This window comes from Streptosporangium sp. NBC_01639 (genome assembly GCF_045209755.1).
Taxonomy (GTDB): domain Bacteria; phylum Actinomycetota; class Actinomycetes; order Streptosporangiales; family Streptosporangiaceae; genus Streptosporangium.
This window is the reverse complement of sequence record NZ_CP109272.1, coordinates 3,013,931-3,030,888: the sequence shown is the minus strand read 5'-3', so window position 1 is coordinate 3,030,888 and position 16,958 is coordinate 3,013,931. Positions and strand designations below refer to the sequence as shown.

The 16,958-nt window shown below is 72.8% G+C and carries 11 protein-coding genes; 9 read left to right on the top strand and 2 right to left on the bottom strand.

Annotated elements, in window-relative coordinates:
* The first annotated feature begins 130 nt into the window (after positions 1–130).
* From OHA77_RS13540 to OHA77_RS13520, 5 genes are read left to right on the top strand one after another with little or no spacing between them, the layout of a single operon-like run.
* Positions 131–1,468: a glycosyltransferase family 4 protein gene (locus OHA77_RS13540; protein WP_406318414.1), complete on the top strand. Its 1,338-nt coding sequence runs from the start codon at positions 131–133 to the stop codon at positions 1,466–1,468.
* Positions 1,458–5,720, top strand: coding sequence for an alpha-(1->3)-arabinofuranosyltransferase family protein (locus tag OHA77_RS13535; RefSeq protein WP_406318412.1), 4,263 nt, complete (start codon positions 1,458–1,460; stop codon positions 5,718–5,720). The genes OHA77_RS13540 and OHA77_RS13535 overlap by 11 nt, the downstream gene beginning before the upstream one ends.
* Positions 5,717–6,790, top strand: coding sequence for a DUF3068 domain-containing protein (locus OHA77_RS13530; protein WP_406318411.1), 1,074 nt, complete (start codon positions 5,717–5,719; stop codon positions 6,788–6,790). Before OHA77_RS13535 ends, OHA77_RS13530 begins: the two co-directional genes overlap by 4 nt.
* Positions 6,787–7,644 carry a hypothetical protein gene (locus OHA77_RS13525; protein ID WP_406318410.1) on the top strand — a complete coding sequence of 286 codons (858 nt, stop codon included), beginning with the start codon at positions 6,787–6,789 and terminating at the stop codon, positions 7,642–7,644. Before OHA77_RS13530 ends, OHA77_RS13525 begins: the two co-directional genes overlap by 4 nt.
* The gene (locus OHA77_RS13520) at positions 7,614–8,846 is read left to right on the top strand and encodes a hypothetical protein (protein WP_406318408.1); all 1,233 of its coding nucleotides are present in this window, start codon (positions 7,614–7,616) and stop codon (positions 8,844–8,846) included. The genes OHA77_RS13525 and OHA77_RS13520 overlap by 31 nt, the downstream gene beginning before the upstream one ends.
* Here OHA77_RS13520 and OHA77_RS13515 read toward each other — a convergent pair.
* Positions 8,827–9,570: a class I SAM-dependent methyltransferase gene (locus tag OHA77_RS13515; protein ID WP_406318406.1), complete on the bottom strand. Its 744-nt coding sequence runs from the start codon at positions 9,568–9,570 to the stop codon at positions 8,827–8,829. The two genes, OHA77_RS13520 and OHA77_RS13515, sit on opposite strands and share 20 nt — an antisense overlap.
* Positions 9,571–9,713: 143 nt before the next feature.
* On the opposite strand from OHA77_RS13515, the gene OHA77_RS13510 reads away from it, so the two are divergent.
* Positions 9,714–11,591 (top strand): hypothetical protein, encoded by a 1,878-nt coding sequence (locus tag OHA77_RS13510; protein ID WP_406318405.1) that lies wholly within the window; start codon positions 9,714–9,716, stop codon positions 11,589–11,591.
* 608 nt (positions 11,592–12,199) lie between these two features.
* Here the strand turns inward: OHA77_RS13510 and OHA77_RS13505 are convergent.
* Positions 12,200–13,417, bottom strand: coding sequence for an acyltransferase family protein (locus OHA77_RS13505; RefSeq protein ID WP_406318403.1), 1,218 nt, complete (start codon positions 13,415–13,417; stop codon positions 12,200–12,202).
* A 118-nt stretch (positions 13,418–13,535) separates the two neighbouring features.
* Between OHA77_RS13505 and OHA77_RS13500 the strand changes: the two genes are divergently transcribed.
* The 3 genes from OHA77_RS13500 to OHA77_RS13490 all read left to right on the top strand — a co-directional run bounded on the left by OHA77_RS13500 (position 13,536) and on the right by OHA77_RS13490 (position 16,911).
* The gene (locus OHA77_RS13500; RefSeq protein WP_406318402.1) at positions 13,536–14,453 is read left to right on the top strand and encodes a DUF3068 domain-containing protein; all 918 of its coding nucleotides are present in this window, start codon (positions 13,536–13,538) and stop codon (positions 14,451–14,453) included.
* A 263-nt stretch (positions 14,454–14,716) separates the two neighbouring features.
* The gene (locus tag OHA77_RS13495) at positions 14,717–15,589 is read left to right on the top strand and encodes a decaprenyl-phosphate phosphoribosyltransferase (protein WP_406319820.1); all 873 of its coding nucleotides are present in this window, start codon (positions 14,717–14,719) and stop codon (positions 15,587–15,589) included.
* Positions 15,586–16,911 carry an FAD-binding protein gene (locus tag OHA77_RS13490; RefSeq protein WP_406318400.1) on the top strand — a complete coding sequence of 442 codons (1,326 nt, stop codon included), beginning with the start codon at positions 15,586–15,588 and terminating at the stop codon, positions 16,909–16,911. Before OHA77_RS13495 ends, OHA77_RS13490 begins: the two co-directional genes overlap by 4 nt.
* Positions 16,912–16,958 lie beyond the last annotated feature (47 nt).

Below are 16,958 nucleotides of genomic sequence, written 5' to 3'. Positions count from 1 at the left end.
GCCGGCCGAAGGCCCTGCCGACACCGTTCCTCCCAGCCCGCCGGGGCTGAACAGCAGTCACCAGAACGAGGTGTGGCTCCGCCATGCCCTGGTTCAGGCGTGCGTCGCCGTAGCGGACCGAGGAGACATCGTGGCCGACATCGTGGCCTTTTCCGGTGGGAGCGCGAACGCCGGATCGCGTCCGCTGAGCCCGCCGCGGCCCGCCCTGGACGTGCAGGTCACGCAGGCCCCGGAGGCGTCCCTGCACGGGGTCAGGGTGGCGGTGCTGAACTTCCGCGAGCCGGGACAGTCGGTGGCCGGCGGCGCCGAGGAGTACGCCTGGCAGGTCAGCCGCCATCTCATCGCCCAGGGCGCGTCCGTCCACTTCCTGACCGGCCGCGAGCCCGGTCAGCCGAGATCGGAGCGGCGCAACGGCGTCGAGCTGCGCCGGATGGGCAACCGCTACCTCGTCTACCTGCTGATACCGCTCTGGCTGCTGCTGCACCGCCGCCGCTTCGACGTGGTCGTCGACTCGATGAACGGCATCCCTTTCTTCTCCCCCCTCGTGGTACGGCGCCGCACCACGGTGATCTGCCTGGTGCACCATGTGCACGACCGGCAGTTCCACGCCTTCCTGCCCCCCTGGCTCGCCAGGATCGGCTGTTTCATCGAGGGTCCGGTGGCCCGGCTGCTCTACCGCCGCCGCACGACGGTCACGGTGTCGGAGTCGTCCAGGCAGGACCTCCGCACCCGGCTGCGCTGGCTGGCCCCGATCCAGGTCGTCCCCAACGGCAGCCCGGTGGCACGCTCGATCACCCGGCACGCCCTCCCCGGCGACCCCGCCGTGGTCTACCTGGGCAGGCTGGTCGGCCACAAGCGGGTCGAACGCGTGGTCGGCCTGGCGGCCGAACTGGGGGAGAGCCGTCCCGGCCTGCGGGTGCACGTCGTGGGCCGGGGTCCGGAGGCCGGGGCCCTCGCCGTCCGGGCGGCCGAGCTGGGGGTCGCCGATCGCGTGCACCTGCACGGTTTCCTCACCGAGCCGGAGAAGAACGCCGTGCTCGGCTCGGCCCTGCTGAACGTGACCGCCTCGGAGTTCGAAGGCTGGGGCCTCACCGTGATCGAAGCCGCGGCCTTCGGTGTCCCCACGGTCGCCTATGACGTCGCCGGGCTGCGCGACTCGATCCGCGACGGCGTGACCGGCTGGCTGGTCCGCGACGGCGAGGCGCTCGCGGACGTGGTGGAGCGGGCGTTCGAGGAGCTGACCGACCCGGTACGGCGCACGGAGATCCAGCGGGCGTGCCGATCCTGGGCAGGGGAGTTCACCTGGGGAAAAACCGGCGCTACGATAACCAGGCTCATCACCGCGGAACTCTCCGCGGTGGGTCACCGGCACCAGCCCCCGAGCTCTGCGGGCCCGTCGGCCCGGACCTCCGACCCCCGTCTCGCCACCGGTGAGACCGACCCCCTCGAGTGCCGCATTGACCCCTGACCGCACGGACACCGGGCCCGCCCGGCTGCGGCACCGGCTGCACCTGCTGGCGGGCTTCCTGCTGCTCGGCGCCGTCGCGTTCAACACCGCGCCCGGCCAGGTGATCTCCGAGACGAAACTCGACATGGCGCTCAACCCGCTCGGCTTCCTCGCCCGGGCGGTACACCTGTGGGACGGCGCGTTCTTCGGCCACCTGCAGAACCAGGCCTACGGCTACCTGTTCCCGATGGGCCCGTTCTACGCGTTCTTCCAGGCCCTGGACATGCCCGCGTGGAACATCCAGCGCCTGTGGATGACCCTGGTGCTGTGTGCCGCGTTCGCCGGTGTCGAGCGGGTCGCCCGCGCCATGGACATCGGCACCCCGGCCACCCGCGTCCTGGCCGGTCTCGCCTACGCCCTGGCCCCGCACGCCCTCACGCTGATCGGGGTCAACTCCTCGGAGTTCCAGCCGAGCGCCGTACTGCCCTGGATCCTGCTGCCGCTCGTGCACGGCACGCGCCCGGGGGCGGATCCGCGCAGGGCCGCGGCACTGTCGGCGCTGGCGTTCCTGTTCGCCGGTGGGATCAACGCCGTCGCCGTGCTCGCCGTGCTCGTCGTGCCGCTGCTGTACCTGCTGACCCGGCAACGGGGCCGTCACCGGCGACGCCTGCTGCTGTGGTGGCTGGGCTGTGTGGGCGCGATGTCGATGTGGTGGCTGCTGCCCCTGCTGGTGATGGGCCGCTACATCTTCTCCTTCCTGCCGTTCATCGAGACCGCCGACGCCACCACCGGCGTCACCTCACTGATCAACACCCTGCGGGGCACCTCCGGCTGGATCGCCTACCTGCCGGTGGACGGGCAGCCCTTCCTGCCGGCCGCGTTCGAGCAGGCGACCGGGCCGGTGCCGATCTTCCTGACCGCGCTCGTCGCCGGCCTCGGCCTCGCCGGGATCGCCGCCCGGGCCACCCCGGAGCGGGTCTTCCTGGTGACCGGCCTCCTGGCCGGGGTCGTGATCGTCTCCGCCGGGCACGCCGACGCGTTCGCCCACCCGTGGACGGAGCAGGTGAAGGCCCTGCTGGACGGCCCCCTGGCACCGTTCCGCAACCTGCACAAGTTCGACGCGCTCATCCGGCTCCCGCTCGCCCTCGGCCTGGCCGCCCTGCCCCTGGCCGGTCCCGTACGGCTGCGCAGACCCGTCCTCGTGGCGTCCGCCGTACTGGCCGCCCTCGCCGCGCTGCCCGTCGCCACCGCCGGGGCGTCGCCCGCGGGAGGGTTCGCCGAGGTCCCCTCCTACTGGCGGGACGCCACGACCTGGCTGAACCGGAACACCGGGAGCGGCATGGTCCTCGCCGCGCCCGGGTCGCGCCGGGGCGAATACCTGTGGGGCCGCCCGATGGACGAGCCCATGCAGTCGCTGCTGACCGTGCGCTGGGCCACCCACACCAACGTCCCGTGGGGATCTCCCGGACTGGCCCGGCTCGTCCAGGCGGTGGACGAGCGCTTCGCCACCGGCAGGGGATCGCCCGGCCTCACCTCGGCGCTGCGCCGGATCGGGGTCACCTACCTGCTCGTCCGCAACGACCTCGCGAGAGAGAGCCTGGGGACGGCCTGGCCCGCGCGGGTCCACGAGACACTCGCCGAGTCCACCGGCCTGGAACGGGTCGCCACCTTCGGGCCGGAGGTCGGCACCACGGCCAACTCGACGGCCGCGGGCTGGTTCGAGCAGCACTACCCCGCGCTGGAGGTCTACGCGGTCCCGTCCCCCGCGCCACTCGTCGCGACGGTGCCCCGCGACGGGACGCTCCGGATCGCCGGGGCACCCGAGGCGGCGCTGGCCCTCGCCGAGGAGGGCCTGCTCGACGACGACCGGCCCACCGTGGTCGGCGACGAGCCGGCCACGGGCACGACGCCCGCGGCCCGCAGGGTGGTGACCGACACGCTGCGCCGCCGCGAGATCGTCTTCGGCGACCTGCGCCGGATCGGCACCGCCACGCTCACCGAGGACCAGCCGCCGGAACGCGGCAGGGAGTCGGACCTCACCGACCCCGCCTGGACCGCCGCCACCGCGACCGCCCGCTACTCCGGCATCCAGGACGTGCGGGCCTCCTCCGCCGAGTCGGGGATCGGGGCCGGCGACCGGCGTGATCCGGGGCGGCAGCCGTACGCGGCGTTCGACGCCGACCCGCGCACCGGATGGCGCTCCGACGGCTGGAACGGGGCCGTCGGGGAGTGGCTGGAGGTGCGCTTCGTCGAGAGCGTCGACCTGCCGAAGATCACCGTCGCGTTCGAGAAGGGGGCGCTGGGGCCTCCGGTGGCGGAGGTCGCCCTGGAGACCGCGACGGGAACACGCCGGGTGCCGGTCGGGGACACGGCCGACCCGCAGCTCCTGCACCCACCGGCCGGTGCGACCTCATGGCTGCGCGTCCGGGTGACCCGGCTGGCCTCCGAACCCGGCTCACGGGTCGGCACCCGCGTCGGCATCACCGAGATCGCGATTCCCGGGGTGCGGGCCGGCCGGAGCATCGCCGTCCCCGCGGACGGCGCCCAGGATCCCGGCACGGTGCTGCTGACCCGGCAGGGTTCGGCCTCGCCGTGCATGCACGGGTCCGCGACGTGGACCTGCTCGCCGTCCCTGCAGATCACCGGCGAGGACGGCTCCGGCTTCGACCGGACCTTCGTCGTCCGGGACGGCGGGGAGCGCGCGGTCACCGGCCGCGCCGTGCTCACCGACCCCGTCTCCGCCGGGCTGCTCACCACCATCCCCGGTGTCTTCCCCCGGGTGACCGCGTCCTCCACGCTGGTCGACCACCCGGCGGTGCTCGGCCGCTCGGCCATGGACGGCAACCTGGACACGGTCTGGTACGCCCAGACCTTCGACCCGCACCCGACCCTGACCGTCAGGCTCCGCAAGAAGATCACCATTTCGCAGATCATGGTCCTCTTCCCCGACTCGTTCCTGGGGCAGCCGCCGGTCAAGGTGAGCGTGCGCGGCGGCGGCCGGACGGCACAGGGCTGGGTCGGTGCCAACGGGAGGGTCGCCTTCGCCCCGATCCGCACGGACCGCCTGGAGATCGGTTTCACGGCTCCGGCGTCCCGGCCGATCGAGGTGTCGGAGCTCACCATCCCGGGGGTGAAGCCGATCGGCTCGCTGACCCCGTTCCCGTTGAGACTGCCCTGCGGCTACGGGCCCACGCTCACCCTCAACGGCAACGCCGTACCCACCGAGATCGTGGACGGCACGCTGGGCGACGTGGTCGACGGCCGCCCCCTCGGATACCGGGCCTGCGAGCCGGTCGAGCTGGGCGCCGGCACGGCGCGGGTCACCGCCGCACCCAGCGACGCCTTCAGGATCGAGTCGGTGGTCGTGCGGACGTCCGCCGAGGGCACGCGGCACGCGGTCACGGCCACCCCCGCCGTCGCGGAGACGTGGGGGCCGGAGGAGCGCCGGGTCCGGGTCTCGGCCGCCGCCCCCTCGTACCTCGTGGTGAACGAGAACCACAACACCGGCTGGCAGGCCTACCTCGACGGCAGACGGCTGACCGCGGTCAGGCTGGACGGCTGGCGGCAGGCCTGGGAACTGCCTCCCGGGCAGGGCGTCGTGACCATGCGCTACGAACCCGACGCCGCCTACCGCGCGGCGCTGCTCGGCGGCGGCGCCCTGGTGCTCCTCGTGCTGGTGCTCGCGGCCGTTCCCGCCCGGCGGCTCCGCCCGTCCGGGACGGCGCGGGCCACAGGGCGGACACCCGGGACCGGGACCGGCGGGCTCCGCCCGTTCGGGCCGGTGCCTGCCGCGGTCCGGAATCCCGGGCCGATGCCCGCTGCGGTCCGGTATTCCGGGACGGGGGCCACCGGGGGACGCGCGATCTGGATCTGGCCGCTCGCCCCGCTGGTCGGCCTGTGGACCGGGGGGTTCGCGGGCGCCGCGATCGTCACCGGGGCGGTGGCGCTGTCCGCCTGGCTGAGGGCGGTGGCCGAGGCCAGGCACGCCCGGCTCCGGGTCCTGCCCGGTCTCGCCCGCGCGGCGGCCTCGCCCTGGGCGCTCGTGGCACTGCCGGGCCTGGCCGGCCTCGCGCTCGCCGCGGGCACCCTGTACGGCGGGGCCGAGGCCACCGAGGCGTTCACCGGGCCCCTGACGGGCGTCGTGCCACAGGTGCTCTGCCTCCTGACGCTGGCGTGGACGATGACGGCGGTCCCCCGGCGGACCCCGGCCCTGCCGCCCCCGCCGCGCCGTTCCGCGGCCCGGCGGCCCGAGCCGGCGGCGGCGGGCCGGTGAACCGCGTCCGTGGCGACGGTGCGCCCGTGATCCCGGCGGTGGAGGACGGTCCGGTGGGGCGTGCCGGAGGCGGCGGCGTGCCGGTGGTCCCGGCGACCGGGAACGGTCGGGGGAGCCGGCCCAGGATTCCCCAGGCGGTGCTCGCGGGCGCGGGTGCCTTCCTTGTCACGCTCGCGGCGCTGCTGCGTTTCCACGTCTACGACAGCGTGCTGCTCCTGCCGCTGGAGCAGGGCAGGACCTACCGCATGGTCGCCCCGGCCGCCGACTACTTCGACACGGCCACGCTCACCTCCCACACCGGTGTCCCGCTGGTGTCCACCACGACACTGAGCGGCGACGCCGGCGCCGGGAACCGCGACACCGCGGTGTGGGTGGAGTTCACCTCACTCACCACGGCCTCCGGCGACCGGATCGACTACCACGAGCGCCGGACCGCCTTCGACCGCCGGACGGCCATGACGGTCGACTGCTGCGGGGGCTACGTCGACGAGGACGCCGGCGCACGGCAGTCGGGCCTGGCCTTCCGCCTGCCCTTCCGCGCCGAACCGCGCACCTATCCGATGTACGACACGACGCTCCGGACGGTGGTCCCGCTCCGTTACGAGCAACAGGAGCAGATCGACGGCCTGCGGACCTACCGCTACACCTACACGGCGGGCCCGGCCAAAATCGAGGACTTCCCTCAGCAGTTCCCCGGCAAGGTGCTCGGCCTGCCCGGGTGGCGGGCTCTGGGCGTCTCCCGCTACGCCGAGGTCACCCGCACGCTCTGGGTCGAGCCGGAGAGCGGCCTGACGGTGAAGGTGGCGGAGAAGCACCGCCAGGGCCTGCGCACCCCCGACGGGTACGAGCGCAGGATGAGCCTCCGGGCTGACCTGGTGATGTCCGACGAGGACGTCGGCGCCAAGGTCGCCGACGCCCGTGCCTTCCTCCGCTGGGTCCTCGTCATCCGTGACCTGCTGCCCGGCCTCTTCCTCGCTGTCGGACTCCTGCTGATCTTCCTCGGATCTCGCCCCCGCAGACCGGCCGGGACATCCGGGTCCGGTGGCGCCGGGCCCGAGGGGGCCGGGTGAGCACCGGCCCGGTCGAGGTGGAACTGCGGCTGCCGGGGTGGGCGCGAAGCCCGTCCGTCCGGCGGCACGGGCCGGCGGTCGCGGCGCTGTGCCTGCTGATCGCGGGGCTCGTGCTCAAGGGCTGGCTGCTGAGCCGATCCTTCTTCGTCGAGGACGACATCGTCTTCATCGGCCGGGCCGTAGACGAGCCCTTCGACTGGGACCATCTGTTCCGGGTGCACATCGGACACCTGATGCCGGGTGCGTTCGCCCTGGTCCGGGCCGTCACGGCGGTCTCCGCCTACGACTGGGCCCTGGTCTCGGCCGTGATCATGGCGCTGTACGCCGGTGCGGCCCTGGCACTTCACCGGCTGCTGCGCCTGCTGTTCGGCGCCCGGCCCCTCATCCTGGTCCCGCTCGCCCTCTTCCTGTTCGCACCCGCCAACTTCCAGGCGGGCACCTGGTTCGCGGCGGCGCTCAACATCCTGCCGATGCAGGTCGCCCTGCTCATGGCCGTGTGCTCGCAGGTGCTGCTGATCCGTACCGGCAGGGCCCGGCACGCGCTCGCCGGGATCGCCTGGACCTGCGCCGGTCTGCTCTTCTTCGAGAAGGCGGTCGTCATCCCGCCGGTGCTGTTCCTGCTCACGGTGCTGCTCCTGGCGCGGGAGCACGGTGTGGCCGGGGCCGTGCGCAGACACCTGGGCCTCTGGCTGGCATACGCGGCGGTGGGCGGCGCCTACCTGGCCGGCTACGTTCTGGCCGCGGGACGGCCCGGTGGGACGGCGCTCGTGGGCCGGAGTTCTACACCGCGACGGACTACCTCGGCAGCTTCCTCGGCGGTACGGTGCCGACGCTGCTCGTGGGGGGCCCGCTGAACTGGGGAACGGTGACCAGCGCCGGCCTGCTGGTCGCCCACCGGCCCGTCGAGGTCGCCGTGGCCTGGCTGGTCCTGGCCGCCGTCGTCGTGGGCACCTGCCGCAGGCGTCCCGAGGCGGCCGGCGCCTGGGCGCTCGCGGCGGGCTACCTGCTGGTCGCGGACGGTCTGCTGATCATGGTCAGCCGGGCGGGTTCGATCCAGCACGCCCTGGAGAGCCGCTACATCGCCGACGCGACGCCCGTGCTCGCGGTCTGTCTGGCCCTGGCTCTGATGCCGTGGCGCGACCTGTCCGCTCCGGACGGCGTCACCCGGCGCGACTCCCTGCGGAAAGCGGTGGCCTCCCGGCGCGACCCGTCCGGAGGGGAACGGCACGACGTGTCCGGAGGAGAACGACATGACCTGTCTGAAGGGGAACGGCACGACGTGTCCGGAGGGGAACGGCACGACCCGTTTGAAGGAGAACGGCGCGACCCGTCCGGAGGAGCCGGAACCGTGGGCTCGGGCAACGGGCCGCCTCCCGCTGTGTCGCCGCTCGTCCCCGTCGCCACCTGCGCCTACCTGGCGCTCGCCCTCGTGTCGGCAGTGGGCTTCGCCCAGGGGCTGCCGGGCGGCAACCGCGCCTACTTCGAGGTGGCCCGCGCGGACCTGGCCGCGCTCGGCCCGGAGACGGGCGTCTACCCCTCGTTCGTCCCCGACCGGATGCTGTTCCCCTGGCAGGCCGTCGAGGACCGGCTGACCTCGCGGGCGCTCAGCCCGCTCGCCGAGGGCGCGCTGCGGGAGAAGGTCAGGCATCCGGGGGCGGCCCGCCGCGCGGTGACCTTCGACGACCGCGGCCATCTGGTGCCCGCGACGGTCTTCGGCGGTTACCTGACGGCCAAGGAAGGCTCCTGCCTTCCGGCGCGAAACGGCACGGTCGTCGCCGAGTTCCCCGCCGCCGGTGCGGGGAACGTCGCCCGCATCGACTACCGGGTGACGCGTGACACCCGCGCGACCGTGCTCAGCGGGGACCGGCGGAGCGAGGTCCTGCTGCGGGCCGACTGGGACCGGACCTACTTCCCGGTCCCGGCCGCCTCCGGACCGGTGCGGATCTCGGTCCCGGAGGACGGCGTCTGCCTCCGGCTGGCGACGGTCGGCGCGGCCGTACCGGAGGGGGCGGGGGACGGAGGCCCGCGGGAGGTGGTCAGTGACGGCGCAGGATGAGCAGCAGGTTCCAGCTCACGATCTCGCGCAGGGCGGGGACGCGGATCACCGGGGTCGCCCAGCGCGGGTGGTAGCGGGGCAGGGCGTCCAGGACCGTGGCGTCCGGCTGCCGCCTGGCCCAGCGCAGTGCCGCGCCGACCGAGACCGGGTAGAGGCCGCTGCCGTAGACGTTCTTCGGGGACCTGCCGTACACCCGGGTGTAGCGGGCGGTGGCGCGGTGGCCGCCGAGGTAGTGCCAGGGGGAGGTCTCGTGGCCGCCCCAGGGGGACAGCCAGTTGGTGAAGGACAGGTAGACCACGCCGCCCGGCCGGGTCACCCGGACCATCTCGTCGGCCATCCGCCACGGGTCGGGCACGTGCTCCAGCACGTTGGAGGAGAAGCAGACGTCCACCGATCCGGTCGCCAGCGGCAGGTCGAGCGCACTACCGAGCACCGCCCCCTCCGGGGCGGCTCCCTGGCGGGCCATCATCTCGCCGGCGTCGCAGTCCACGCACACCGGGCGCGCCCCCACGACCCGCAGCACGTCGGTGAAGTAACCCGGACCGCCGCCCACGTCGGCGACGAGCGCGCCGTCGAGCTCGGTGTAGGAGGCGAGCTGGGCCACCGTGTCGCGGGCCAGCATGCCGTAGAAGAAATCCGGGTCGCTCTGCTCCTTGCGGAAGGCGCCGAGCAGCCTGATCGACCGGCCAAGAGTGGCCCGGAACGGTGCCTGAGGGGTCTCCAAGGGTGCTCCTCCAAAGGCCGGCGACGCTCCATCACAGAGCGGAGCACATCGGGTGCGCCGGAGCATAACACCGCACCGCTCCACATCTTTTTCGGGCTCGTAGGGTGTTCCACCGGAACACGGGGATCAGAGGGAGAGGACTGATGGAGGCCACGGAGACCGGGCGGCAGGATTCGCCGGTGCTGCGGATCACGCTGCCCGGCTGGCTGGCCGCGCTCCGCAGCCCGGTACTGCTCGGCGCGGCCCTGCTCATCGCGGCGTCGCTCGTCCTGCGGGTGCTGGTCCTGCGCGACTCCTACTTCGTCGAGGACGACCTGCTGTTCGTGGGGAACGCCTACGAGAACGACCTGACCCTCGACTTCGTGACCCGGGTGCACAAGGGTCATTTCATGCCCGGCGCGATCGCGCTGACCTGGGTGCTCTCGCGGATCGCCGCCTATGACTGGCTCCTGGTGGCCGGGGTCACGTTCGTGGCCCAGGCGCTGCTCAGCGTGCTGGCGCTCCGGCTGCTGCGGACCCTGTTCGGCACCCGGGCGGCGATCCTGCCACCCCTGGCCCTGTTCCTGTTCTCGCCCCTGACGATCCCGGCGTTCGGCTGGTGGGCGGCGGCGATCAACGCGGTCCCGCTCCAGCTCGCCCTGGTGCTCGCACTGACCGCCCAGGTCCGCTTCGCGCGCGGTGAAGGTGCCCGGTACGGCCGGCAGGCGCTGGCCTGGTGTGTGGCCGGCATGGCCTTCAGCACCAAGGGCGTCTTCGTCACCTTCCTGCTCTTCGCGTTGACGACGGCGTGCCTCACCGGCCGGGAGACCGGCTGGGTGCGGTCGATGCCGGGCGAGGTGCGGCGGCACTGGCGGCTCTGGTCGGCACACGTCGCGGTCCTCGCCGCCTACACGGCCGCCTACCTCGCCAGGATGGGCACCGCCCCGGGAGAGGGGGCGACGGTGCCCAAGCCCGGAGTGGCCCTGGACCTGATCTCGCTGCTGCTGGGCCGTACGTTCCCGAGCGGGGCGGTCGGCGGGCCGCTCGCCTGGCTGCCGACCCCGGCCGGGGGGCTGGCCGGTCCCTCCGACGCCGTCGTCGCCGTCTCCTGGGCGGTCCTGGGGGTCATGCTGGTGATCAGCGTCGTCTACCGGCGCCGTGCGCTGCGGGCGTGGATCGTCCTGGGGGGCTACCTGATCCTCGCCGACGCCATCTCGACGGTGGTCGCCCGGGGCAGCTACACGCCGCTGGTGGGCCTGGAGAGCCGTTATGTCGCCGACGCCGCCGTCGTCTTCGCGGTCTGCCTGGCGCTCGCGCTGCTGCCGGTCAGCGGGGAGAGCGACGCCTACCGCCGCCCGCGGCCCGCCCGGTCGTGGCTCACCCTCGCAGCCGTGCTGACCGCTGGGGCCTACCTCGTGCTGTCGGTGATCTCCATCGAGGCCTATCGGGAGACCCTCAGCGGGGACCGGGTCCGCGCCTACCTCGACACCGCCGCCGCGCAGCTCGCCGCGGCACCGGACAGCATCGTGATCTACCCGACCCCGCTCCCCGCCGACATCGTGCTGCCGGTGAACGGCGACCGGCGGCTCAGCAGCCATCTGCTCGCCCCGCTGGCCCGCCCGGTCCTGCGGGCCAGGATGGCCCATCCCGAGCCCACCGAGGACGCCCGGGTCTTCAACCGGGACGGCAGGCTGGTGCGGATGAGCGTCGCCCCCGGCTTCTTCGCCCTCCGGGGCAAGGACGAGCGCTGCATGCGGACGCTGATGGGCGCGATGTCCTTCCCCGACGCGATCTCCTTCGGCGGGCAGAACACCGTGGGCGGGCTGGCATACTCGGCGGGCAAGGCCGCCTCGGTGACCGTGGAGGTCGGCGAGGAGCGGATCGTGCTCTCCCTGCGGGAGACGCCCATGGGACTGATCCACTTCCCGGTGCGGGGGGTGAGCCGGGGGATCAGGATCGTGATGGACGACCCGACGGCCCCGATCTGCGTGACCGGCGTGGCCCTGGGCGCCCCGGCCGCCGAGGGCGAGAGCCCCGCCTGACCTCGGTCTCCGGACGGCTTCCGGACCGCTCTGGTACGGCAACTGCAGATCGTTGAGTGCGGCGGCAGAGGTCGTGTGATCGACCTGCGGTGAGTGGGTGTTCCGGAAGGGCCTGTCGCCGTGCGCGCTGCGGTGGGTGGGTGTTCCGGCCGGCCGTCGCAGTCGTCGTCTCGTTTTTCAGGCCTCCGGCCTGGCGGGCGCGCTGGTTGCGCTTTTTTATAAGCCGGCCGGAACACCCACCCACCTCCGCGCCAGGCTGGCTCGCCGTACGGCGTGCGGACCGTAGCCGCTCCCTTCCGGACCGCCCAGCGATCTCGCTGACGCTGAAGCGATCCGTACGGGACCGTGCAGGGCCGATCGCCGTAGCTGACGCGTTCCTCTCCGACCAGTGCAGGGCCGAGCGCCGCAGAGAGGAGGATCGGGAGGGAAGTGCGGGCTCGCCGACTTCTGGCTGGGGTGAGCTGGGCTGTAGCAACGCGAAAATCGCCTTGCCCCCACAGAGGGCAGACATTGATCCGGCGAGTGCGCATCGACCACGACATCGCTGTGATCAGGGGTGTCGCCGGGCCTTGTCGGTGAACGCCGCTACGGCACACGCGGGGACGGGCTCAGCGCACCAGGTGGTTGAGGCGGCGGAGGGGGCGTTCCACGTACCGGTGGGTCAGGGTGGCCAGCAGGAGCGTCATGGCGGTGACGGGCACCAGGTTGACCAGGAAGCCGCCGGTGAACTGCTGCTGCGCGGTGAAGCCGTACCAGAGGTAGATGGCTGCGAACTGCCAGAGGAAGACGCCGTAGGAGATGCGGCCGAGGAAGCCCATCACCGGGTTGGCGAGCAGGAGCCGCACCGGAGAGTCGCCCGGCGGCGGCAGCGTGGCGGGGACGAGCAGGCAGAAGGCCACGACCGTGTAGAGGGTCAGCTCGAACAGGCCCGACCAGACGCCGTCGATGCCGAGGAAGCGGGTGCCGGTCACCGGCGAGGCGGCGACGGCGTACGCCAGGGCGGCGACCAGCCACCACGAGCCCGGGGAGGCCGACATCGCCCGCCGCAGGCGCCGGGCGGGGGAGTCCTCGTCCGGGTCCGCGTGCACCCAGGCCAGTAGCACGGCCAGCGCCATCCCGGCGGCGAAGAAGACCATCGACCGGGGCGGCCAGCTGTTCAGGAAGGGCCGGTAGGCCGGATAGTAGGTCAGCAGCGTCCACCCGAAGGAGAGCGCGGCCAGCGCGCCCAGGCCGATCAGCAGCCGCCGGGCCCGCCGGTGCACGTCCCCGCCGCCGCGCCGGGCGAAGGCGGCCAGTGCGGCGGCCAGCAGGGGGAGCAGGACGTAGAAGGCCACCTCCACCGACAGGCTCCACATCTGGGCCAGGCCCTTGGGGCCCAGGCCGTACCACCAGGAGCCGGTCGCGTAGTTCTGGCTGAGGGTCAGCAGGGTCAGCCAGCTCCAGCCGTCGGACAGGTGGTCGCGCGACCAGATCAGCATGGCCACCACGACCACCAGCCAGTAGGCGGGGAGGATGCGCACCGCCCGCTTCCACAGGTAGACCCGGACGCGGACGGGGGAGTCCCCGCGCAGCAGCGCGGCCGCGAAGGGGCGGTAGAGCAGCAGCCCGGAGAGCGCGAAGAAGATCGGCACGGCCACGTCGCCGCGGGAGAGCAGCGCGCCACCGAAACCGTCGCGCAGGGCGGCACCGGACTCGCTCGCGACGTGGAAGACGAGCACCGCGAACGCGGCGATGGCGCGCACGCCGTCAAGGGTGTCCAGATGGCCGTCGACCTCGGCGGGCGCCGGTCCGGCAAGGGACTCCGACCTGGAACTTGTTTCGGTCACTTTTCCGCATCCCTTGGTGACGCCGGTCACTCTCGGCAATTAACATACCGGCGAGTAGCTTTGTTAATCCAGATATCTCCCCCTAAACCCCCCAAGCTGTAATCCCCCAGGAGGGTAGATGCGCCGGATCATCGGAGTAGTCCTCTTAGCCGTCGGGACGTTTCTCATCGTGCTGGCGCCGCTCGTGCGCTTCCAGATCGGCGGCAGCCTCATCGCGGCCCCGGCCGCGCAGTACGGGATCAGCAAGCTGGAGGCCCAGGGGGCCCAGTACTTCTACCCCAAGGCGCTGAAGGTGCTGACCGGCGACCTCGGCATCACGGTGACCACGAAGGGGGACGTGTCCCAGGCCCAGGGCGACCGGGTCGTCTGGGACGAGTTCACCGCGGTGTACGACGTGGCCAACGGCAACCCGGACGTCTCGTACGGCGAGCGGCGCAGCGCCTTCAACAAGTTCACCGGCGTCGGCATCAACTGCTGCGCGGTGAACGTCGACACCAAGCCCAGCACGCTCGAAGGCCAGATCTACAAGTTCCCCTTCGACGTCGAGAAGAAGACCTACAAGGTCTTCAACTCGGTCGCCGGCGCGGCCTACGACGCCAGGTTCGTCGGCGAGGAGGACGTCAACGGGCTGCGGGCCTACAAGTTCGAGCAGGACATCCCGGCGACGAAGACGGAGACCCGCACCGTCCCCGCCTCGGTCATGGGGGTGACCGACACGAAGGGTGACGTCCAGGCGGACCGGTTCTACGACGGCAAGAACACGTTCTGGATCGAGCCCGTCACGGGTTCGCCGGTCAAGCAGGAGCAGCAGCGTCACGACGTCCTCACCACCCAGGACGGCGCCCACACCATCACCGCCTTCTCGGCGACCGCCAAGATGACCCCCGAGACGGTCAACGGCCTGGTGGACGATGCCGTCGAGGGCAGAGGACAGATCACCATGCTCAAGGTGACGATCCCGCTCGTCCTGCTCCTGCTGGGCCTCGCCCTGCTGATCGGCGGGGCCGTCGCGCTCCGCGGCACCCGCAGGACCTGACGATCCGCGATCCGTTGGACTTCGGCGAGCAGGACCTGGCCGGCCGGGACCCGGCCGGCCTCGACGGTGTGGCCCGGGGCTCGGACCCGGTGGGCCTCGACGGTGTGCCGGAAGGTCCGGCCCCGGCGGGCCTCGGCGGCGGTGTCCTGGAGGGTCCGGATCCGGCGGGCTTCGGCGGCGGTGTGCCGGGAGGCTGGGACCCGGCGGTTGAGCGGTCCCCGACGGGTTCCGGCGTTGCGCCGGAAGGTCCGGACGCGGCGGTCGTGCGCGGCGGCCGGGGGTTCTCGCCCGTCGCGCTCGTCCGGGCCTGCCGACCCCGCCAGTGGCTGAAGAACGCCCTGGTCTTCGCGGCACCGGCGGCGGCCGGTGTGCTGGGGACCGCCCAGGGACTCCTGGACGCCCTGATCGCCTTCGCGGCGTTCTGCGTGGCCGCGAGCGGCACCTACCTGCTCAACGACGCGGCCGACGTCGAGGCCGACCGGCGGCACCCGCGCAAGCGTCACCGCCCGATCGCGGCCGGCCTGGTCCCGGTACGGCTCGCCTGGGCGGCCGGTGTCCTGTTCGTCGCCCTGGCCCCGGCGGTCGCCGCGCTGTCCGGAAGCTGGCGGCTCCCGGCCGTCGTCACCGGATACCTGGTGCTGACCTTCGCCTACACCTACTGGCTCAAACACCAGGAAGTGGTGGACCTGGTCGCTGTCGCCGGCTGCCACGTGATCCGCGCCTGGGCCGGCGCGGTCGCCGTGGACGTGCCGGTGACGAGTTGGTTCCTCGTGGTGATCTCGCTCGGCTCGCTCCAACTCGTGGTGGGCAAACGGGAGGCCGAACTGCGCGCCTCCGGCGGCAACTCCACCCGGGCGATCCTGGCCGCCTACACCCCCGGCTACCTGGCCGGCGTCCGGATGATGTCCTCCGGCGCCATGATCGTGACCTACTGCCTCTGGGCGCTCACCGACCGTCCCACACCGTTCTACGGGCTGAGCATCGTCCCCTTCGTACTCATCGTCCTGCGGCACAATCTCCTGGTGGACAGAGGTGTCGGCGAGGAGCCCGAAGAGCTCGCCCTGCGTGACCGGCACCTCCAGGTGTTCCTCGCCCTCCTGCTCGCCTCACTCGTCCTCGGGATCTACCTGACATGACCTTCCTGACCGGCTGGGGCCGTACCGCACCGACCCCCGCGCGCCTGGCCCGTCCCCGCTCGGCGGAGGAGGTCGCCGAGCTGGTACGGCGGGCACCCGGCCGGGGCGTCGCCGCCCGGGGGCTCGGCCGCTCCTACGGCGACGCGGCGCAGAACTCCGGCGGCCTGGTCCTCGACTGCACCGCGCTGACCTCGTGGTCGCTGGACGAGAGCACCGGCCTGGTGACCGCCGCCGCCGGGGTGAGCCTGCACGACCTGATGGCCGCCCTGGTGCCCAGAGGCTGGTTCGTCCCGGTGACCCCGGGCACCAGATACGTGACCGTCGGCGGGGCCGTCGCGGCCGACGTGCACGGCAAGAACCACCACGCCGAATCCTCCTTCGGCGCCCACCTGCGCTCCCTCATCCTGGTCACGGCCGACGGCGGCAGCCGTACCCTCACCCCGGACAGCGCGCTGTTCTGGGCCACCGTCGGCGGGATGGGGCTCACCGGGGTGATCACCGAGGCCGTCTTCCGCTGCCTGCCGATCACGACCTCGCGCATGCGGGTGGACGTCGAGCGCACCCGCGACCTGGACCACACCCTGGAGACGATGACCGCGACCGACGACCGCTACCGCTACACGGTCGCCTGGATCGACCTGCTCGCCTCCGGCGGCCGGATGGGCCGCAGCGTGCTCACCCGGGGGGATCACGCCGACCGCGACGAGCTGCCGCGCGGCGCCGACCCGCTGGCGTTCGCCCCCGCCTCCCGGCTGAAGGCCCCGCCCTGGGCGCCGAACGGCCTGCTCAACCCGGTGACCGTGCGGGCGTTCAACGAGGCCTGGTACCGCAGGGCGCGTCCCCGGACCGGACTCGTCCAGGGGATCGCGCCGTTCTTCCACCCGCTGGACTCGGTGGACGGCTGGAACCGGGTCTACGGCTCGAACGGCTTCGTCCAGTACCAGTTCGTGGTGCCCTTCGGAGCGGAGGCGACGCTGCGGCGGATCGTCTCCCGGCTGTCGGCCGAGGGCGTGGTCTCCTTCCTCAGCGTGCTCAAGCGGTTCGGCCCCGGAACACCGGGGATGCTGTCGTTCCCGGTCCCCGGATGGACGCTCGCCCTGGACATCCCGGCGGGCCGGCGGGGGCTGGCCGGGCTGCTCCGGGAGTTCGACGACTGGGTGGCCGAGTCGGGTGGACGGATCTACCTGGCCAAGGACTCGCGGATGCCCGCCGAGACGATGGCCGCGATGTATCCGCGGCTGGGCGAGTGGCGTAAGGTCCGCGACGAGGTGGACCCCGGTGGGGTGTTCCGCTCCGACCTGGCGAGAAGGCTGGGCCTGTGAGGCGTCCGTCGCGGGCGGCCGGTCCCGGTGAGGTCCGCGGCGGCCCC